The 19,922-nt window shown below is 43.3% G+C and carries 17 protein-coding genes and 1 tRNA gene; 14 read left to right on the top strand and 4 right to left on the bottom strand.

The window, feature by feature from the left end:
- Positions 1–68: 68 nt before the first annotated feature.
- The 6 genes from ABIC84_RS09600 to ABIC84_RS09575 all read left to right on the top strand — a co-directional run bounded on the left by ABIC84_RS09600 (position 69) and on the right by ABIC84_RS09575 (position 5,747).
- Complete coding sequence (locus ABIC84_RS09600; protein ID WP_426584489.1) at positions 69–1,478, top strand: exosortase Y-associated Wzy-like protein; 1,410 nt, start codon at positions 69–71, stop codon at positions 1,476–1,478.
- Between the two features lie 81 nt (positions 1,479–1,559).
- Positions 1,560–2,183 (top strand): class I SAM-dependent methyltransferase, encoded by a 624-nt coding sequence (locus ABIC84_RS09595; RefSeq protein ID WP_429263447.1) that lies wholly within the window; start codon positions 1,560–1,562, stop codon positions 2,181–2,183.
- Complete coding sequence (locus ABIC84_RS09590) at positions 2,180–3,043, top strand: glycosyltransferase family 2 protein (protein ID WP_429263446.1); 864 nt, start codon at positions 2,180–2,182, stop codon at positions 3,041–3,043. Before ABIC84_RS09595 ends, ABIC84_RS09590 begins: the two co-directional genes overlap by 4 nt.
- On the top strand, positions 3,040–3,606 hold the full coding sequence (gene xrtY / locus ABIC84_RS09585; RefSeq protein ID WP_429263445.1) for an exosortase Y: 567 nt from the start codon (positions 3,040–3,042) through the stop codon (positions 3,604–3,606). The genes ABIC84_RS09590 and xrtY overlap by 4 nt, the downstream gene beginning before the upstream one ends.
- A complete protein-coding gene (locus ABIC84_RS09580) occupies positions 3,572–4,144 on the top strand; it encodes a WcaF family extracellular polysaccharide biosynthesis acetyltransferase (RefSeq protein WP_429263444.1) in 573 nt (190 codons plus the stop codon). Before xrtY ends, ABIC84_RS09580 begins: the two co-directional genes overlap by 35 nt.
- 31 nt (positions 4,145–4,175) lie before the next feature.
- The gene (locus ABIC84_RS09575; RefSeq protein ID WP_429263443.1) at positions 4,176–5,747 is read left to right on the top strand and encodes a hypothetical protein; all 1,572 of its coding nucleotides are present in this window, start codon (positions 4,176–4,178) and stop codon (positions 5,745–5,747) included.
- On the opposite strand, the gene obgE is transcribed toward ABIC84_RS09575, so the two are convergent.
- From obgE to ABIC84_RS09555, 4 genes are all read right to left on the bottom strand, one after another.
- Complete coding sequence (gene obgE, locus ABIC84_RS09570; RefSeq protein ID WP_429263442.1) at positions 5,740–6,747, bottom strand: GTPase ObgE; 1,008 nt, start codon at positions 6,745–6,747, stop codon at positions 5,740–5,742. The two genes, ABIC84_RS09575 and obgE, sit on opposite strands and share 8 nt — an antisense overlap.
- Positions 6,748–6,862: 115 nt before the next feature.
- Positions 6,863–7,438 (bottom strand): adenylate kinase, encoded by a 576-nt coding sequence (locus tag ABIC84_RS09565; RefSeq protein ID WP_429263441.1) that lies wholly within the window; start codon positions 7,436–7,438, stop codon positions 6,863–6,865.
- Between the two features lie 98 nt (positions 7,439–7,536).
- A tRNA-Arg gene (locus tag ABIC84_RS09560) sits at positions 7,537–7,610 on the bottom strand.
- A 59-nt stretch (positions 7,611–7,669) separates the two neighbouring features.
- Complete coding sequence (locus ABIC84_RS09555) at positions 7,670–8,131, bottom strand: redoxin domain-containing protein (protein ID WP_429263440.1); 462 nt, start codon at positions 8,129–8,131, stop codon at positions 7,670–7,672.
- A 178-nt stretch (positions 8,132–8,309) separates the two neighbouring features.
- Here ABIC84_RS09555 and ABIC84_RS09550 point away from each other — a divergent pair, with 178 nt between their 5' ends.
- The 8 genes from ABIC84_RS09550 to ilvC all read left to right on the top strand — a co-directional run bounded on the left by ABIC84_RS09550 (position 8,310) and on the right by ilvC (position 19,822).
- On the top strand, positions 8,310–10,712 hold the full coding sequence (locus ABIC84_RS09550) for an ABC transporter permease (RefSeq protein ID WP_429263439.1): 2,403 nt from the start codon (positions 8,310–8,312) through the stop codon (positions 10,710–10,712).
- Between the two features lie 178 nt (positions 10,713–10,890).
- A complete protein-coding gene (locus ABIC84_RS09545) occupies positions 10,891–11,877 on the top strand; it encodes an NAD(P)H-quinone oxidoreductase (protein WP_429263438.1) in 987 nt (328 codons plus the stop codon).
- A 174-nt stretch (positions 11,878–12,051) separates the two neighbouring features.
- A complete protein-coding gene (gene atpD / locus ABIC84_RS09540) occupies positions 12,052–13,557 on the top strand; it encodes a F0F1 ATP synthase subunit beta (RefSeq protein WP_429263437.1) in 1,506 nt (501 codons plus the stop codon).
- Positions 13,558–13,640: 83 nt separating this feature from the next.
- Entirely contained in the window at positions 13,641–13,892 is a 252-nt protein-coding gene (gene atpC / locus ABIC84_RS09535) for an ATP synthase F1 subunit epsilon (protein WP_091174059.1), read from the top strand.
- Positions 13,893–14,346: 454 nt separating this feature from the next.
- Positions 14,347–16,053, top strand: a complete 1,707-nt coding sequence (gene ilvD / locus ABIC84_RS09530) for a dihydroxy-acid dehydratase (protein WP_429263436.1) — start codon at positions 14,347–14,349, stop codon at positions 16,051–16,053.
- A gap of 142 nt (positions 16,054–16,195) precedes the next feature.
- Positions 16,196–17,932: a biosynthetic-type acetolactate synthase large subunit gene (gene ilvB / locus ABIC84_RS09525; RefSeq protein ID WP_429263435.1), complete on the top strand. Its 1,737-nt coding sequence runs from the start codon at positions 16,196–16,198 to the stop codon at positions 17,930–17,932.
- Between the two features lie 21 nt (positions 17,933–17,953).
- On the top strand, positions 17,954–18,556 hold the full coding sequence (ilvN, locus tag ABIC84_RS09520) for an acetolactate synthase small subunit (protein WP_426584463.1): 603 nt from the start codon (positions 17,954–17,956) through the stop codon (positions 18,554–18,556).
- Positions 18,557–18,763: 207 nt separating this feature from the next.
- On the top strand, positions 18,764–19,822 hold the full coding sequence (gene ilvC, locus ABIC84_RS09515) for a ketol-acid reductoisomerase (protein ID WP_090531289.1): 1,059 nt from the start codon (positions 18,764–18,766) through the stop codon (positions 19,820–19,822).
- Positions 19,823–19,922 lie beyond the last annotated feature (100 nt).

The following is a 19,922-nucleotide window of genomic DNA, read 5'->3' as shown; positions in this document are numbered from 1 at the left end:
TTCTCCATTTATTGATAACTGACTAAAAACTAAGGCCAATTTATAAAAAACACAACATTAGTTAATAAATGCAAAACAGCAAATCGATAGAACGGTATATTGTGTTGTTTATACCATGGCTGCTGGCATTGGCATGTAAAAGTGATAATGTGTTATCCTATTTTATTGCATGGGGAGGCTCATTTTTTATATTCCTGATCACACTTACCGGTTGGGTACGTCCGATCCCCAACGACCGCCCCATGGCCGAACAGTTGATGAGACCCTTATTTATTATCCAGATAATTTTTGCGGGGTATATGTGCAGCACGTCCATCTTTTATTTTATGAATACCCTCGGCTATGAAAATTTCAAGCAAGTGTTTATTCATACGTTAAATGATAAAGATGCCCTTGGCTTAATTGCCCAATGCCAGCGCTATTATTGCCTTGGGCATGCTTCATTTGTGATGGGCATACTTATTTTCATGAATTATCCGGTAACTAAAAAATACCATATCGAAACCGAAAGGCTGGCGAATCTGCTCATGACATCGGCAATTATCAGTTTCCCGCTTTCGTTGTTATTTCTTAAGATACCTGGTCTTTCCCAATTTTATTACCAGTTTAGCTCATTGAGCTTTATTGCAGGTACATTAGCACTGGCCTTTGCCATACCACTAAAAAAAGGGGCTAATACGCTTATCTGCCTGTTATTATATGCCTTTAACTTTTACCAGGCGCTTACATCAGGGTTTAAAGAACCTATTATTATCAGCATACTGGTTTTAGGGATTTTCTTATATCCTACCTATAAAAAATTAGTAACCATTACTTTTGTACCTATCATCGTTTTATTATTTACGGTTTTACCAACATATAACCATATTTTCCGGGCCAATGCATGGAATGGAGATGCCGATAGCGACGAAGCTTCACAACTGGCCCTTGACGCAGCATTAAATAGTGATAACAGCGATGTTGACGAAACTAACTGGGATTTTTTGGTATACCGCCTAAGCGAGATCGATATGTTCACCCGCTTTGTGCAGTCGACACCTAAAAATGTGGATTTTTATGGATTGGATATTGTTAAACAATCGGCTATTGCTTTGGTGCCGCGGGTCTTCTGGCCTTCCAAACCAATTACCGAAGCCATGATCATGCAGCGCGTTTATGATGCCGGGGTGGTTAACCGTAACTCTACCGTATCAGCCAAACCCGCCTACATCGTTGATGCGTATCTTTCAGGAGGTGATTGGGGTATCTTTATTTTCCTTTTCGCTTATGGCGCCCTCGCACAGCTAATAGCTGTTAAAGCCGAAAAACTTTTTGGGGGATATATATTAGGCACAGCACTTATATTTTCAGGCCTGTTTCAGATCATGTGGCGCGGCATCAGTTTTGAGTTCCTGTTCAATACCATCTTCTGGAGCTATATCAGTATGCTGCTCATTCATAAGGCATTGTTAAGTTCTAAAATTTTAAAAGAGATTTGAATTACGCAGCCGATCAATATGATTTTGAAAGAGTTGCCTTAATGAAAAATACAAAAATATGGATCCGCAAATAACCACCGCATGAGCGCTTATAAAGATTACGATTATCCCGATGCAAGCCCTTGCCATGTATTTAAGGAGCTCGAGAAACCGCTTATGTCGTTATTAAATAAGGATACTAACAGCAGCATTCTCGACCTTGGTTGCGGCAACGGTCACCTGGTAAATTATTTATTGGCAAGAGGGTTTAACGCTTATGGTATCGATGCATCCAAACCAGGCATTGCCATTGCCGATAAAATGAATCCCGGCAGGTTTTTCGTTCATGATCTTTCGGTTGAAGGGTTACCGGAGCCATTACGAGATATGCAGTTTAATACCATTATATCAACTGAGGTTATTGAGCACTTGTACGACCCCTATGCGTTTACACGCCTTTGCCGGGACGTTTTAAGCAAATCAAAAGGCGAGCTCATCATCTCAACGCCTTATCATGGTTATTTAAAAAATCTGTTTTTGAGTATTTTAAATAAATGGGATAACCATATCAGCCCTTTGTGGCAGGGCGGGCATATCAAATTCTGGTCGGTTAAAACGCTTACGCAAATTCTTAACGAACATGGATTTGAGGTAACGGCATTCAGGGGCTGCGGCAGGTTCCCTTATTTTTGGATGAGCATGATCATTAAAGCCAAACTCAAGTGAGCGAGAGCCTGGATATCATTATCTTAACTTTTAACGAGGAAAAGAACATTGGTGACTGCCTGCAAAGCGCGGCGGCGCTAAAAGCCAATGTCTATATTGTTGATTCAGGTTCAACGGATACCACGCTAACCATTTGCCAAAGGTATACGCAAAACATCTTCAGCCATCCGTTTGAAAATTATGCAACCCAGCGTAACTGGGCACTGGACAATCTTCCTTTAACCGGCACCTGGATTCTTAATCTTGATGCCGATCACCGGGTAACACCAGAGCTTGCCGCGCAATTGAACAATATTTTCAGCACGTCTGTAGATTCGGAAGTTAATGGTTTCCTGATTAGCCGCCGTACTATGTTTATGGGCAAATGGATCAAACATGGCGGCCACTATCCAACATACCACGCCAACCTGTTCAGGCGCGGCTTCGGGCATTGCGAAGAAAAATTGTATGATCAGCATTTTAAAGTTACCGGTAAAACGCAGGTACTTAAAACTGATATCATTGACGTAATAACCGATTCGCTTACCAGTTTCATTGCCCGGCATAATCATTGGGCAACGCTGGAGGCGCAATACCTTGTTAGGCAGCAAAACGCCCCGGTTATTGACGATAATGGTAAGCTGGTACACCCACAGTTATTTGGTAATCCGATGGAGCGCCGCCGGTATATGAAAAAACGATACGAGGCGTTTCCTTTATTCGTAAGGCCTGTAATTTACTTTACCATAAGATACTTTATAAAATTGGGGTTTTTAGATGGAAAAACCGGACTAGTATTCCATTTTTTACAAGGTTTTTGGTTCAGGTTTTTGATTGATGCCAAAATTTATGAGTTACGAAAGGAGAGCAAAAAACAATGAAACTACCTGCTTTTTTAAATAACCCGGCGATACGGTTCGTGCTGTTGTTTGTATTGCTGTTTGCCATATTTTACAGCTTTAACATTTTCTTTTTCGGCATTACTAATCCCGGCGGGAATTATAACGCTTTTTTGGCCGAACACCTGAATTATATTGCGGCTTTAAGACAGGTTTTATTAGATTGCAGTGTAGTGATATTAAAGTGGTTGGGCTATGTAGCTATAGATAACAACTACGAATTACTGGTTGCGGGCAAAGGAACACTGGCCATAGTTTACAGCTGCCTGGGTTTAGGATTGATCAGCTTTTTTTCCGCCTTTGTGCTGGCCTATCCGTCTCCGTTGCGATCAAAATTGATATTCCTGATTTCAGGCATTTTAGTCATCGAATTTTTAAACGTGATTCGTTTTGTTTTGCTGGCCATCTTTTGGTCAAAAAAGGCAAACCGGATAGTTGATCACCATACCATTTTTAACATACTTCTTTACATTATTATAGCGTTTAGCCTGTATATTTGGATTAAACGTAATGATAAGCTTACCGGCGCTGATGTTCAGAACTGACCTTTCAACTTATAATAATTATCCTTATCATCCGGGCGGCAACGTTTTAAAACGCATTTTGTGGTACTACTGTAATGCCATATTCTTTAAAACAAGCATTATACCCTCAAGTGCGTTCAAAGTATTTTTGCTGAAGCTATTTAGCGCCAAGGTGGGTAAAAATGTAACTGTTAAGCCTTGTGTAAACATCAAATATCCATGGAACCTGAATATCGGCGATGAAAGCTGGATAGGTGAAAATGTATGGATAGACAGTTTAGTGCTCATTCAAATCGGCGCGCATGTTTGCCTGTCGCAGGGGGCTGTGCTGTTAACGGGTAGCCACAATTACAAAAAAACATCCTTTGATTTGATAACCAAAGGCATAATTTTGGAAGACGGCGTGTGGATCTGTGCCGGGGCAATGGTAAATCCGGGCGTAAGGGTCGCGTCGCACGCTGTATTGACCAGTGGTTCTATCGCTACAAAAAACATGGACGCGTACAGCATCTATCAAGGCAACCCGGCGGTAAAGATCAGAGAACGGGAAATCAGTTAAAACTTAAACATCATCTGCTTAAAATAATTATATGCTGAAACAGAAACTACAAACCCACCAAATCATTTTATTGGTTATTAGCGGGATTGTTTTCATTATGGGCATTATGCTGATCATAGCCCCAGCCGCCATTTACCCCGACCCCAGCAAGGGTTTCCAGGTAATGCGTTCAATGGAACAGGGTTCAGCATTTAATGTCATGGTTAAACCAGATCAAAATGATATCAGCAAAAACACGTCAGAATTTCTTGCCTGGTGGTCTCCGGGGCAATACCTGTTACCTTACTTTTTCAAACTGATTTTTGGCGTCAATACAGGTCGCGCTTCTTCAATAGTAACCCTGCTATTTTCGTTATCGGGCATTTTCGGCTTTTATTACTTCTTTAAAAAGGCTGGCTTTACGCCAATGATCTCGGTTTTAAGCGTACTGTTCATCGTAATTCAGTTGTCCTTTTTTACGCCGTATGTATTTTACAATGGCGGCGAGGTACTGCTTTTCGGCTACACCGGCTGGTTTTTATACGGATGCATAGCCATTGAAAAAACTAACTGGAAACTGGCTGTATTCCTCTTTATAGGTGGAATATTAGGCTTCATTTGCAAATCGTCATTTTTATGGATGTATGCCGCCACTTGCTGTTTTTTATGGCTCAGGTTTTCTATGGGAACAAAAGACATCATGGGGTGGATAAAAAATGGTATATGGATAGGAGTCCCCGCGGTATTATCCTTATTTATGGTCTATCATTTTTATCTTTCAAAAGGTGCTAACCCCTCATCGATAACCGGAAGTATGAAGCTGGTTTGGGAAACTTTTGGCTTTCCTTTGGCCTCGCCAATATTAACCGCTTTTTCGATAGATGACCTTACAAACGGCCTTTTGTTTCATGATGACCCTCCCTTGTTTACTTACTTTTGGGGGGTGATAATTGTGCTGATCTGTGCTGCATTAAGTATTTTACTCATGTGGTTTACTGTAAAAAAGGTGCCTCACAAAAATTATGCGCTGCTACTGGTGGTTTTTTATGTGGTATCGGTATTATTTTTCGGACAGTCGTTTTTGAGACAGGCCAATATTTCATATGAAGCAAGGCATTTGAGGCTCATCGGGCTTATCGCTGCACCCGGCATCGTTTACCTGGTAAGCAGATTGCAATCTGGTTATAAATACCTGTTTTATTTTATATGTTTTGTAATAGCTTACTCCAGCTACAAATACTTTGTGCCAAGCTACTTTCAAAATAAAAATATCGGCGCAAGGGGATATTCGGGGATATCACAGTTATTTATTGATCAGCCATCGCTAAACTATATCCGCAACCTGGATAAGCAAAACAACAACGCCATTTTTGTATTTAACAGCCCTGATCTAAGCCTGGAAATTGAACGCAACCGCACTATAACCGTTGAAACCATTGGCGCTGAAGTGGCTATCGATTACGATGACTACGTATATAATGGGCACGCCGGACCACTGTACATAGTTTTGCCCGCCGATTACATCGGTCCAAAATCAACTATTATGCGCAAATGTTTTCCTGGCTATACCGGCTTTAAAATGACGATGCTTAGTAATGACTACATTTTGTGGGAGGCTAAATAACGCTGGCGTTGATCTCTTTCCAGAGCAGGTCTTTTAGCTGATCGATATTTTTCTGGGCTACAGATGATATAAATATAGAGGGAATCCCATCGGGGATCTCCTTTTTCATTTCAGCCTGGAGTTCGTCGTCGAGCATATCGGTTTTGGTTATGGCCAATACACGAGGCTTGTGCATCAGTTCCGGATTATATTCTTCCAGTTCATGCAGCAGGATGCTGTATTCTTCTTTTATACTGCGCGATGTATCGGCAGGCACCATAAATAGCAATACTGAATTGCGTTCAATATGTCTCAAAAACCTAAATCCTAAACCTTTGCCCTGTGATGCTCCTTCAATAATGCCCGGAATATCGGCCATTACAAATGAACGGCCACCACGGTATGATACGATACCTAAATTAGGCACCAGCGTGGTAAAAGCGTAATCGGCAATTTCGGGCTTGGCAGCCGATACCACCGAAAGCAGGGTGGATTTACCCGCGTTAGGGAAACCTACCAAACCAACATCAGCCAGCACTTTTAGTTCCAGGATATTCCAGTCCTCACGGCCATCTTCCCCGGGTTGGGCAAAGCGAGGGGTTTGTTGGGTTGATGTTTTAAAATGCCAGTTACCCAAACCACCGCGGCCACCGGGAGTAAGGATCCTGGTTTCGCCATCTTTGGTTATTTCAAAAAGTACTTCACCGGTTTCAGCATTTTTCACGGTAGTACCAAGGGGCACTTCCAATATTTCGTCGCGCCCGGTTTTGCCTGTACGCAAAGAACTGCCGCCCGAATCACCATCGCCGGCAATAACGTGTTTACGGTATTTAAGGTGTAGCATGGTCCACAGCTGGGCGTTACCTTTTACAATAACATGGCCTCCCCTGCCGCCGTCACCGCCGTCGGGACCGCCTTTTGAAGTTAATATATCACGATGCAAATGGGCAGAACCAGCACCTCCGTGGCCTGAACGGCAACAGATCTTCACATAATCAACAAAATTAGAACCCTGTGACATAATTTTTTATTTAGACTAAAAGTCCGGAAGTCAGTAAAGTCCGCAGGTTAAGAATTTTAATCTTCCTAACCTGCGGACTTTACTGACTTCCGGACTAAAGACTTCGGACGGACTATTAGTTATATGATTCGTTTACACCGACTATAGCGTCGAAGATCTCATCAACCGAGCCCACACCATTAATGCTTGTAAACTTATCTTGCTGCTGATAAAAACCTGCTACCGGAGCAGTTTTATCATTGTATTCTTTAATGCGTTTGCGGATCACCTCGGGGTTGGCATCATCCGGTCTTCCAGATTCTTTACCTCGCTCTAATAAACGGCGCTCCAGTTCATCATCACCAACTTCAAGGGCGATCATGCCCGAAATTGCCGATTGTTTTGATTCAAGTAACTGATCCAAAGCTTCGGCTTGTGCAACTGTGCGTGGAAAACCATCGAAAATAAAACCTTTGGCATCTTTGTTGGCATCAAGCTTATTACTGATCATGCCGATTACTACTTCATCAGGAACCAGTTTACCGTCATCCATCAGCTTTTTAGCTTCCAAACCGAGGGCTGTACCCTGCGAAATTTCACCACGTAACAAATCTCCGGTTGAAAGGTGGATCAAATCGTATTTCTCAATAAGTTTTTTCGACTGAGTACCTTTCCCGGCTCCCGGAGGGCCAAACAAAACCAGATTTAGCATGCTCTTGATAAATTAAAAGCCTTTCGGTAATACAACAGAAAGGCTTACAGTTAATTTGCACCAGCGGTGGAAAAATTCCGGACTGCAGTGCTTTGTTGTGCACTCGAAGGGAGTCGAACCCCTAACCTTCTGATCCGTAGTCAGATGCTCTATCCAATTGAGCTACGAGTGCTTTCCGAAATGGAATGCAAAGATAGATTTTTAAACTTTCGCTGCAAACTTTTATTCAAATTATTTTACAATTTCGGCAATAGCTTCAAAATTTGGCAGTTGGCCGGCATCTTCAAGTACCTCCGCATAAATGATATTCTGCTCTTCGTCAATTACAAAGGCTGCACGCTTTGAAACACCCTTAAGCCCCATAACAAACTGATCATAAATAGCACCATAAGCCGTAGATACTTCTTTGTTAAAATCAGAAAGCAGATCGAACTGATAATTGTTCTCTTCTTTAAACCTAGCTAAAGTAAAAGGCGAATCGACAGAGATGCCTAAAATCGTCGCGTTTAAGCCGTCATAATAGCCAAAGCTGTCGCGCATGGTGCAAAGCTGCGTGGTACAAACGCCTGTAAAAGCTAAAGGAAAAAAGTGAATAACCACTTTACGGCCTTTAAAATCGGCTAATGAAACGCTTTTTAAGGCCGATGATATTAAAATGAACTGAGGAGCCGGCTGGCCAATCTGTATTGACATACGTATTTGTTTTAGGCAAATGAATAAAAATAAAAGGAGTAAATATAATTCTCTTTCTTTTTTAACATTGAGATGTTTAAAGAATACTATCCAATAATTATTAAACTAAAAAATTAGTTAATCTTCCCTTTATAACTAAAAACTTAGTTTTAACTTTATGGCATAAACCTTTTATGCTATGATCCGGAATTACTTTAAAACCGCCTTGCGAAGTCTATTAAAAAACAAAGGCTTTACTTTCATTAATATTTTAGGCCTGGCATTAGGGCTGGCCATTTGCCTGCTCATTACATTTTATGTAATTGATGAGCTAAGCTATGATCGGTACAATATCAAACATGAAAGGGTTTACCGGGTAAACACCGTCCTGAAATATAGCGGCACACTTACTGAATATGCCACTGCTGCCATTCCGGTTGCCAACGTTTTAAAAACGGAGTTTCCTGAAGTTGAAACGGCAGTTCGTATAAGCCCGGCCCTAAACATCCGCTTTAAAAAAGGCGATGAAATTGTGCGCGAAGACGGCACAACTTTTTACAGTGAACCCAATGTTTTTGATGTATTTACATTGCCCCTGCTTTCGGGCGATACAAAAACGGCTTTAAAGGAATCAAACTCGGTGGTAATTGCCGAATCAATGGCAAAAAAATATTTTAACCGCATCAATGTGGTTGGCCAAACTTTGTTTTTAGTAACGAGCGGCACATCGCTTAAGATAACAGGAGTAATGAAGGACATGCCCCCTCAATCACATTTTAGGGCTAACTTTTTACTGGCAAGAGACCACCCAATCAATAACGCCGCCGCATGGAACCAGTTAACCCCCTTTGCCACCTATGCGCTGCTTAAAACTAACGCAAGTATCAGCCAGCTCGAAACTAAACTTAACACCGATATGCAAAACGGCCTTAAAAGCTCAAGCACAATGAATTATAGCAAATTCGCAGCAGGTGGCAATTATTTCAAGCTAAGCCTGATGCCGGTAACTGATATTCACCTCAAATCAAACCGGGTTATGGAACTGGGCGCCAACGGCAATGGCCAATATGTTTACATTTTTACAGCGGTGGCAGTTTTCATCCTGCTGCTGGCTTGCATTAATTTCATGAACCTGTCTACGGCGCGTTCGGCCAACCGGGCCCGTGAGGTTGGGGTGCGTAAAGTATTGGGCTCATCCCGTAGTCACCTTATTTTTCAGTTCCTGGCTGAATCACTGATCGTAACCTTCGTGGCAGCCATTATAGCCGTACTGGCAGCATGGGCTTTGCTGCCATTGTTCAATCATCTGTCAAATAAACAATTAGCCATCAATGGGCAAACATTAATCTGGCTGTTTCCGGCTTTGTTAAGTATCGTTATGGTGGTAGGGATTTTAGCTGGCTCCTACCCTGCTTTCTTTTTATCGGCTTTTCAGCCCATTAATGTGTTAAAAGGAAAAGTTTCAACCGGTTTTAAAGGCGCCGCTTTCCGTAGCACGTTGGTGGTTTTTCAGTTTTCTATTTCGATATTTTTAGTGATAGGCACCCTGGTAATTTACAATCAGCTTAATTATATTCAAAATAAAGATCTGGGCTTTAACCGCAACCAGGTGCTCATCCTCAATAACGTAAACACACTTGAGCACCCGGAACTACTGAAACAGGAGATTAAAAAGTTACCCGGCGTTGTTAATGCCACGCTTACCAGCTTTTTGCCTACCGCCAATAACAAAGTTTTAAACTACGTGTCGCCCGGCGGCAAAGAGGGCCAGTCAACCCAGTTCTGGAAAATAGATGAAGATTACATTAGTACGATGGGGATGCAGATGAAGACCGGTCGCGGATTTTCCGGGGAGTTTAGAACCGATTCTACAGCCATGGTTATTAATGAAACAGCGGCGAAGGTATTCGGCTACGACAATGATGCCATTGGCAAAACAATAACCACAGGTGCCGCAACCAACCTAAAAAAATATCATGTAATAGGCGTGGTAAAAGATTTCAATTTCAGTTCGCTGCGCGATAATGTGACCCCATTGGTCATGACTTTAGACAACGATTGGCTGGCGCGTTTAAGCGTCCGGGTAAATACGCATAATCTGCCGTCTCTAATGACCCGGTTAGAAAAGACATGGAAAACCATCGCTCCAAATGAACACTTCGATTATTCGTTTATGGATGCCGATTTTGATGCCCTATACCGTACAGAACAGCGAATGGGGCAGCTTTTCATTCTGTTTACCGGCCTCGCTATAGCCATTGCTTGCCTTGGCTTGTTTGGTCTTGCCGCTTATGCCGCCGAGCAGCGCAACCGGGAGATAGGCATTAGGAAAGTGCTTGGAGCAAGTATCACTGCCATTGTAACCATGTTGTCGAAAGATTTTGTAAGGCTGGTAATCATATCATTTGCAATAGCCGCCCCCTTAGCCTGGCTTACCATGAATAAATGGCTTCAGGGCTTTGCCTACCGCCAAAATATCCAATGGTGGGTGGTGATGTTGGCCGGTTCGGGGGCTGTATTTATTGCCTTAGCTACTATCAGTTTACAATCATTCAGGGCCGCCGCGGCCAACCCGGTTGAGAGTTTGAGGGATGGTGATTAGTTTTATTAGGTTAAAGGCGAAAGGTAAAAGGATAAAGGTCAAAAATATCGACTGGCGCAAGTATGAGGAGCGGGAAGAGGGCAATGGCTACTTGTGATATTTCTGCTTGTATCGTTGAAGAACGAAAACTTTCCGGGCAAACATTTTAGCGCTAACTTAGCTTTCAACTACACAATCTATGAAAGCAATAGTGATCACCCAACCCGGCGGGCCCGAAGTTTTGCAGCTAACCGATAGGCCAAAACCCGTTATCGCCAACGATGAAGTGCTGATAAAAGTAATAGCCGCGGGTATTAACCGACCTGATGTTTTTCAACGCAAAGGAAACTATCCGCCGCCGGCAGGTGCGCCGGCGGATATCCTTGGCCTGGAAGTGGCCGGTACTGTTATTGAAGTTGGCAAAGCCGTTACCCGCTGGAAACCCGGCGACAGGGTTTGCGCTTTGGTTGCCGGCGGTGGTTATGCCGAATATTGTAAAGCGCCCGAGGGCCAGTGCCTGCCTGTTCCTGCCAGTTTAAGTTTCCCCGAAGCAGCTTCGCTCCCTGAAACTTTTTTTACCGTTTGGAGCAATGTTTTTGATCGCGGCAGCCTTCAACCCGGCGAATCATTATTGGTACACGGTGGCTCAAGCGGCATTGGCGTTGCAGCTATTCAAATGGCCAAAGCTTTAGGCAGTACCGTTTACACAACGGCTGGTTCCGACGATAAATGCAGCTTTTGTGAGCAGCTTGGAGCTAATAAAGCCATTAACTATAAAAACGCTGATTTTAAAGAAGAGATCAAAGCACTCACCAATGGCGCTGGTGTTAATGTGATATTGGATATGATAGGCGGCGATTACATGCCTGGCAATATTGATTCGCTGGCTGTTGAGGGGCGGCTGGTCATGATCAACGCAATGAATGGCCGCGAAGTACAGCTTGATTTGGGCAAAGTAATGGCAAAAAGACTGATCATTACCGGATCGATGCTACGCAGTAGGGACACAGCTTTCAAAGCAGCCATCGCCCAAAACCTTGAACAAAAAATTTGGCCACTGTTATCGTCAGGAAAAATCAGGCCCATAGTGTACAAAACTTTTGATGCCAGCGAGGCCGTCGAAGCTCATAAGCTTATGGAAAGCAGTACTCATACAGGCAAAATTGTATTGACTTTCGTGCAATAAAAGCAAACAATTAGCAATGTTGAAATTATCCTCCAAAAATCTTAAAACACTATGTAAATATTTCGATAGAAATCTTAACTTTGCGCCTCTGAAATAGCATCTTATACATTCCTGTTACAAATGATGTATGTTGCTGTTCAGTAAAAGTATTTTTTAAAAAACACCAGGTTATATATGCCAAACATTGGAAAAATTTCAAGGATCATTGGTCCGGTAGTTGACGTAAGTTTCGCTGATGACGCTCATCTTCCTAAAATTTATGACGCGTTAGAGATCACGAAAGACAATGGCCAAAAAGTTATTTTAGAGGTTCAGCAGCACTTAGGCGAAGACCGTGTACGTGCTATCGCGATGGACTCGACCGACGGCTTATTACGCGGTATGAAAGTTTTAGATACCGAAGCTGCTATCAAAATGCCTGTAGGCGATAATATTAAAGGCCGTGTATTTAATGTGGTAGGTGACGCTATCGATGGTATCCCTAACCTTGATAAAGTAAATGGCCGCCCTATTCACGCTACCCCTCCAAGGTTTGAAGACCTATCTACCGAAACTGAAGTACTTTTTACAGGTATTAAAGTTATCGACCTTTTAGAGCCTTATGCAAAAGGTGGTAAAATTGGTTTGTTTGGTGGTGCCGGTGTAGGTAAAACTGTATTAATTCAGGAACTGATCAACAACATCGCAAAAGCTTATGCAGGTTTATCTGTATTTGCCGGTGTTGGTGAGCGTACACGTGAAGGTAATGACCTTTTACGTGAGATGCTTGAATCAGGCATTATAAAATACGGCGACGCTTTCATGCATTCAATGGAAGAAGGCGGCTGGGACCTGTCTAAAGTAGATACCGAAGCCATGAAAGATTCAAAAGCAACCTTCGTGTTCGGTCAGATGAACGAGCCGCCGGGTGCACGTGCACGTGTGGCCCTTTCAGGCTTAACTATTGCCGAGTACTTCCGTGACGGTGATGAAGATGGTAAAGGCCGTGATATCCTTTTCTTTATCGATAACATCTTCCGTTTTACACAGGCAGGTTCAGAAGTATCAGCGCTTTTAGGTCGTATGCCATCAGCAGTAGGTTACCAGCCAACGCTGGCAACTGAGATGGGTACTATGCAGGAGCGTATCACTTCAACTAAACGTGGTTCAATCACTTCAGTACAGGCCGTTTACGTACCTGCGGATGACTTGACTGACCCGGCGCCGGCTACAACCTTCGCCCACTTAGATGCTACTACCGTACTTTCACGTAAAATTGCCGAGCTTGGTATTTATCCTGCGGTGGATCCATTGGATTCAACCTCACGTATCCTTAGCCCAGCTGTTTTAGGTGATGAGCACTACAATACAGCTCAACGCGTTAAAGAGACTTTACAACGCTACAAAGAGCTTCAGGATATCATTGCCATCCTTGGTATGGACGAACTTTCTGAAGAAGATAAGTTAGTTGTATCACGCGCCCGTCGTGTTCAGCGTTTCTTGTCACAACCATTCCACGTTGCTGAGCAGTTCACCGGCTTAAAAGGTGTACTGGTTGACATTAAAGATACCATCAAAGGTTTCAACATGATCATGGACGGTGAAGTTGACGAATACCCTGAAGCAGCTTTCAACTTAGTTGGTAACATCGACGACGCTATTGAAAAAGGCAAAAAGCTGTTGGCTGAAGCTAACGCTTAATAAGAAGCAAGAAAATAAGATTCAAGAATCAAGAACAGGAAAAACCCTGGCTCTTGGTTCTTAAATCTTGAATCTCAAAAAGCATGACATTAGAAATTCTTACTCCCGATAAAAAAGTTTACGAAGGCGAGGCCACCTCGGTAACCTTACCTGGTGCTTTGGGATTATTTGAAATACTGAACAACCACGCTCCTATTATTTCCACCCTTCAGGATGGCAAACTTACCGTACGCGGTGGCGCAGCTAAAGAAGAAGTATTTTTTATAAAAGGTGGTGTTGTTGAAGCATTAAACAATAAAGTAACTGTTTTAGCTGAAGGTATTCAGCATAAATAGGCGCTACTTTATAAATTTACATAAAGCGCCCGGGTAGTTTATCCGGGCGCTTTTTTTGTGGGGTGATTTTAATTGCAGACACAGGTTTAAGCGTCCAGTCTTAATGGTGTACACACCTTTATAAATGGGCCTCTATTTTCAATCGTAATCGACCTTCCACCCATTTCAGGCAGAAAATCGGCAACTTACTATGCATGCATAAAAAACATACCGAATACCGTTTTAAACTTTGGTCTATTTTGTAAAATATTTTATATCTTTGTAAATAAATATTACAGAATTTAATTCTAACAAATATAATAAATCAAAATAAAATACTTATTTCAAAAAATCAGCAATGACTATTGCTATTGCCTGATGCGATGGCTACCTTACATATATTGATTTTCGATACCAAGTAAACCAGTATCATCAACAAAAATTAATTACTAAAACTGTCTACATATCTAATAAAATGAGTTCATCATCAGATACCACCAACGCTATAGAATTGAACAAGTATAGCAAAACATTTACCCAGGACCCAACGCAGCCTGCCGCGCAGGCCATGCTTTACGGAATTGGCTTAACCGACGACGATATGCGTAAAGCACAGGTCGGCGTCGCCAGCATGGGTTACGATGGCAATACTTGTAACATGCACTTGAACGATCTGGCAAAGCTGGTTAAACAGGGTATCTGGGACGAAGATATGGTGGGCCTGATATTCCACACGATTGGCGTAAGCGATGGCATGAGCAACGGTACCGAAGGTATGCGTTATTCATTAGTAAGCCGTGATATCATTGCCGATTCAATTGAAGCTGTAACCGGTGCTCAGTATTATGATGGCCTGATCACCCTGCCGGGTTGCGATAAAAATATGCCGGGCTCTATCATGGCAATGGGCCGTTTAAACCGCCCTTCTATCATGATTTACGGTGGTACTATTAAACCTGGCCACTGGAAAGGTGAAGATTTGAACATAGTATCAGCATTTGAGGCGTTGGGCAAAAAGATTGCCGGCCAGATAGATGATGTTGATTTCATGGGTGTTATTAAAAATGCCTGCCCAAGCGCCGGTGCCTGCGGTGGTATCTATACAGCTAATACTATGGCTGCCGCTATTGAGGCATTGGGTATGAGTTTGCCATATTCGTCGTCAAACCCCGCATTGAGTGAAGATAAAAAAGCCGAATGCCTTGCAGCCGGTAAAGCCATCAAGGTACTGTTAGAAAAAGATATTAAACCTTCAGACATCATGACCCGCGAGGCATTTGAAAATGCTATCGTCGTGATCATGGTATTAGGAGGCTCAACCAACGCGGTATTACACCTGATTGCAATGGCAAAAAGCGTTGACGTTAAGTTAACCCAGGATGATTTCCAGGCGGTAAGTAACCGGATCCCGGTGCTGGCCGATATGAAACCAAGCGGTAAATACATGATGGAAGACCTGCATAACATTGGCGGTGTTCCGGCTGTAATGAAATACTGTTTGGAGCAGGGCTGGCTGCATGGCGATTGCCTTACAGTTACCGGTAAAACCATAGCCGAAAACCTTGCGGATGTACCTGCGCTGGAGTTTGAAAATCAAAAGATCATCAAACCTGTTGAAAACCCCATTAAAGTTACCGGTCACCTGCAAATTTTGTACGGAAACCTTGCCGAAGGCGGCAGTGTTGCTAAGATCACCGGTAAAGAAGGTGAGCGTTTCACCGGCCCTGCCCGTGTGTTCGATGGCGAGTTTGAACTGATTGCAGGGATCCAGAGCGGCCGTGTTAAAAAAGGTGATGTTGTGGTGATCCGCAATGTAGGCCCTAAAGGCGCGCCAGGCATGCCGGAGATGCTAAAACCAACCTCAGCCATATTCGGTGCCGGTTTGGGTAGTTCAGTTGCATTAATTACAGATGGACGCTTTAGCGGCGGTACGCATGGCTTCGTCGTCGGTCACATCACACCCGAGGCTTACGATGGCGGGTTTATAGCGATGGTAAAAGATGATGATATCATTAATATTGATGCTGTTGCCAATACTATAAACGTTTCGCTGCCGCAAGAAGAAATAGCCGCACGCCGTGCCGCATGGCAAAAACCGGCGCTGAAGGTTACCAAGGGTGTGTTATACCGTTACGCTAAAAACGTAACTACCGCTGCCGAAGGCTGCGTTACCGACGAATAATTAATGAACAAAATGGCTTGTTAAAAAAAGCCATGAATAAAGTGAACACAAGCTAAGTATGTTCATTTTAGCAAATTAGAGACAGATAGAGTAAAATCAGTTTAGCACCCCGAAAAGTGCTATAAATATAAAAAATACAGGTATGGAAACTGCACAAGAAACCTTAACCGCGCCAGCCGCCACCGAAACCGTAAACGTTTCAGGATCGGTAGCATTATTAGAAGCATTGATAGCCGAAGGTACCGATACCATTTTTGGTTACCCGGGCGGCGCCATCATGCCCATTTATGATGCTTTGTTTGATTACAATGATAAACTGAACCACATATTGGTGCGCCATGAACAGGGCGGCATTCACGCCGGCCAGGGTTACGCGCGTACATCGGGCAAAGTGGGTGTGGTATTCGCTACCAGCGGTCCGGGTGCTACTAACCTGGTAACAGGTTTGGCCGACGCCCAGATTGACAGTACTCCACTGGTTTGTATCACCGGCCAGGTTTTCGCTCACCTTTTAGGTACCGATGCTTTCCAGGAAACCGATGTGATCAACATTACCACTCCGGTTACCAAATGGAACTACCAGATAACTGACGCTACCGAAATTCCTGAAGTTATTGCCAAAGCATTTTACATTGCCCGCAGCGGCAGGCCAGGCCCGGTATTAATCGACATCACTAAAAACGCGCAGATCCAGCTGTTTGATTTTGCAGGCTACAAACCTTGTGATCATATCCGCAGCTACAGGCCGAAACCAATTGTTCGCCCGCAATATATTGAGCAAGCTGCCGAATTGATCAATAGCGCTCAAAAACCTTTCATCCTGTTTGGTCAGGGTGTTATTTTGGGCAGCGCCGAGCAGGAATTTAAAGCCTTTGTTGAAAAAAGTGGCATCCCTGCAGCATGGACAGTACTTGGCGCAGGCGCTATCCCTTCAGATCACCCGTTGAACGTAGGTATGTTGGGCATGCACGGCAACTACGGCCCTAACGTGTTAACCAACGAGTGCGATGTTTTGATCGCCATAGGTATGCGTTTTGACGACCGTGTAACCGGTCGCCTGGATAAATATGCTAAACAGGCCAAAGTTATTCACCTGGATATTGATCCTGCTGAGATCGATAAAAACGTAAAATCAACCGTACCGGTTTGGGGCGATTGCAAGGAAACCCTTCCATTGTTGACCAAAGCCATCGAAAAGAAAGAGTATCCTGAATGGGTGGCTAAATTTAACGATTATACCCGCCAGGAAGTTGAAGCGGTTATCCATAACGAGCTTAATCCAACCACCCCTGAAATGACCATGGGCGAGGTGATCAAACAGCTTAACGAGATCACCAAAGGCGAAGCTGTTATTGTTACAGATGTAGGCCAGCACCAGATGGTAGCCTGCCGTTACGCGCAGTTCAATAACACCCGCAGCAACGTAACCAGCGGCGGTTTAGGTACCATGGGCTTTGCACTTCCGGCTGCTATAGGTGCTAAATTTGGTGCACCAAACCGCACTGTGGTAGCTATTATTGGCGATGGCGGCTTCCAGATGACCTGCCAGGAACTGGGTACCATTATGCAAAGCGGTGTTGACGTAAAAATCGTGATCCTTAATAACCGTTTCCTGGGCATGGTAAGGCAGTGGCAGGAACTGTTCAATTCACGCCGTTACTCATTTGTTGATATTCAAAGCCCGGATTTTGTAGCATTAGCTGCGGCATACCGTATCCCCGGCAAACTGGTTGATGACCGCGCCGATTTAAATGCAGCATTAAATGAAATGCTGAACACTCCGGGATCATTCCTTTTAGAAGTAATGGTTACCAAAGAGAACAACGTGTTCCCAATGGTACCACAGGGATGCAGTGTAAGCGAAATCAGGTTAAAGTAAGCCTTCTAAAAAAACAAAATCATGAGCGAAGCAGAAAAAAAACAGGAATTTAACATTACCATATATACCGAAAACCAAATTGGTTTATTAAGCAGGATAGCTATTATATTTACACGCCGTAAAATCAATATCGATAGCCTGAACACTTCTCCGTCGGAGATTGAAAGCATTCACCGCTTCAATATTGTAATTAACGAGTATGAAGAAGTAGTGCGTAAACTAACCCGCCAGATTGAAAAACAGGTTGAGGTATTAAAAGCATACTATCATACCAATGAAGATGTGATTTGGCAGGAATTAGCGTTATATAAGGTATCAACCGATGTAATTGCAGAGAAGGTTAGTGTAGAACGTTTATTGCGCGAAAATGGTGCACGCGCGGTAGTGATCCGTAAAGATTACACTGTGTTTGAAACCACCGGTCATCGCGAGGAAACCGATAACCTGATCAATATATTACAACCCTACGGCCTGATAGAGTTTGTGCGCAGCGCCCGTGTTGCTATCATTAAAGACAGCGAGGGCTTTAACAGCAAACTGCGTGAGTTTGAAAGGCTTGAACCAGGCGAAGATGTGATTGAAAATGAATATCTGAACCAGGGCGAGAAGGTGTTTACGATGTAGAGCACAGAGCTTAAGGCTTAAGGCTGAAAGCCGAAAGCTAAAAAAAAACGTCATTGCGAGGTACAAAGCAACCCCAAACTATACAGGGGATTGCTTTGTACCTCGCAATGACGGGATTAATAAAGAGAACAAAAACTTAAATTACTCAATACAAATAAAATCGGTGAGATCACCAATGTTCGGTGAAATCACAAAAATCAAAAAACAATGGCAAAACTAAATTTCGGCGGCACTGAAGAAAACGTAGTAACCCGCGAAGAGTTCCCTTTATCAAAAGCTCAGGAAGTATTAAAAGATGAAGTAGTAGCGGTAATTGGCTACGGTGTACAAGGTCCGGGCCAGGCCCTGAACCAAAAAGACAATGGTATCAACGTAATTGTTGGTCAGCGTAAAGGCACTAAAACTTGGGATAAAGCTATCAGCGATGGTTTTGTACCCGGCGAAACACTTTTTGAAATTGAAGAAGCCTTGCAAAGGGGAACTGTGATTTGCTACTTATTGAGCGATGCAGCCCAGATTGCGTTATGGCCAACTGTTAAAAAACACTTAACCCCAGGCAAAGCTTTATATTTCTCTCATGGCTTTGGTATCACTTTCAACGAGCAAACTGGCATCGTACCTCCTGCTGATGTTGACGTGTTCCTGGTTGCTCCTAAAGGTTCAGGTACTTCATTACGCCGTATGTTCCTGCAAGGCCGTGGCTTAAACTCAAGCTATGCCATCTTCCAGGATGCTACAGGTAAAGCTTTTGATCGTGTTATCGCATTAGGTATCGCTGTAGGTAGCGGTTACTTATTCGAAACTAACTTCAAAAAAGAAGTATACAGCGATTTAACCGGCGAGCGAGGTACTTTGATGGGTTGCGTTCAGGGTATCTTTGCTGCTCAGTACGATGTATTGCGTAGCCATGGTCACTCTCCATCTGAAGCATTTAACGAAACCGTTGAAGAGTTAACTCAATCATTAATGCCGCTTGTTGCTGAAAACGGTATGGACTGGATGTATGCAAACTGTTCAACTACCGCTCAACGTGGTGCCCTTGACTGGTGGAAAAAATTCCGTGATGCTACTAAACCGGTATTTGAAGAGCTTTACGAAAGCGTTGCTACCGGTAAAGAGTCACAACGTTCTATCGATTCAAACAGCCAGCCAGATTACCGCGAAAAACTGGATGCCGAACTGAAAGAATTACGCGAAAGCGAATTATGGCAAGCAGGCAAAACCGTACGCAGCTTACGCCCTGAAAACCAGGTTGTAGAAGCTTAATATTAGTGGTAGTAGCAGTTTTTAGTGGCAGTTAAGCTGCTGTGATTGGCTACTGTTTACTTTTAATATATTAGTGGCAGGAGCAGTAAAACACTGCTGC

It is taken from the genome of Mucilaginibacter sp. 3215 (assembly GCF_050433785.1).
Taxonomy (GTDB): Bacteria; Bacteroidota; Bacteroidia; order Sphingobacteriales; family Sphingobacteriaceae; genus Mucilaginibacter.
The sequence above is the reverse complement of the archived record's forward strand: the minus strand, read 5'-3'. Positions and strand labels throughout refer to the sequence as shown.

Coding starts and splice junctions, on each gene's coding strand:
- ilvD (WP_429263436.1), top strand. CDS start 14,347: ATGAGTTCATCATCAGATACCACCAACGCTATAGAATTGAACAAGTAT.
- ABIC84_RS09555 (WP_429263440.1), bottom strand. CDS start 8,131: ATGTCAATACAGATTGGCCAGCCGGCTCCTCAGTTCATTTTAATATCA.
- ABIC84_RS09600 (WP_426584489.1), top strand. CDS start 69: ATGCAAAACAGCAAATCGATAGAACGGTATATTGTGTTGTTTATACCA.
- atpD (WP_429263437.1), top strand. CDS start 12,052: ATGCCAAACATTGGAAAAATTTCAAGGATCATTGGTCCGGTAGTTGAC.
- atpC (WP_091174059.1), top strand. CDS start 13,641: ATGACATTAGAAATTCTTACTCCCGATAAAAAAGTTTACGAAGGCGAG.
- ABIC84_RS09565 (WP_429263441.1), bottom strand. CDS start 7,438: ATGCTAAATCTGGTTTTGTTTGGCCCTCCGGGAGCCGGGAAAGGTACT.
- ABIC84_RS09575 (WP_429263443.1), top strand. CDS start 4,176: ATGCTGAAACAGAAACTACAAACCCACCAAATCATTTTATTGGTTATT.
- ABIC84_RS09580 (WP_429263444.1), top strand. CDS start 3,572: ATGATAAGCTTACCGGCGCTGATGTTCAGAACTGACCTTTCAACTTAT.
- ABIC84_RS09550 (WP_429263439.1), top strand. CDS start 8,310: ATGATCCGGAATTACTTTAAAACCGCCTTGCGAAGTCTATTAAAAAAC.
- xrtY (WP_429263445.1), top strand. CDS start 3,040: ATGAAACTACCTGCTTTTTTAAATAACCCGGCGATACGGTTCGTGCTG.
- ilvB (WP_429263435.1), top strand. CDS start 16,196: ATGGAAACTGCACAAGAAACCTTAACCGCGCCAGCCGCCACCGAAACC.
- ABIC84_RS09595 (WP_429263447.1), top strand. CDS start 1,560: ATGAGCGCTTATAAAGATTACGATTATCCCGATGCAAGCCCTTGCCAT.
- ABIC84_RS09545 (WP_429263438.1), top strand. CDS start 10,891: ATGAAAGCAATAGTGATCACCCAACCCGGCGGGCCCGAAGTTTTGCAG.
- ilvN (WP_426584463.1), top strand. CDS start 17,954: ATGAGCGAAGCAGAAAAAAAACAGGAATTTAACATTACCATATATACC.
- ilvC (WP_090531289.1), top strand. CDS start 18,764: ATGGCAAAACTAAATTTCGGCGGCACTGAAGAAAACGTAGTAACCCGC.
- obgE (WP_429263442.1), bottom strand. CDS start 6,747: ATGTCACAGGGTTCTAATTTTGTTGATTATGTGAAGATCTGTTGCCGT.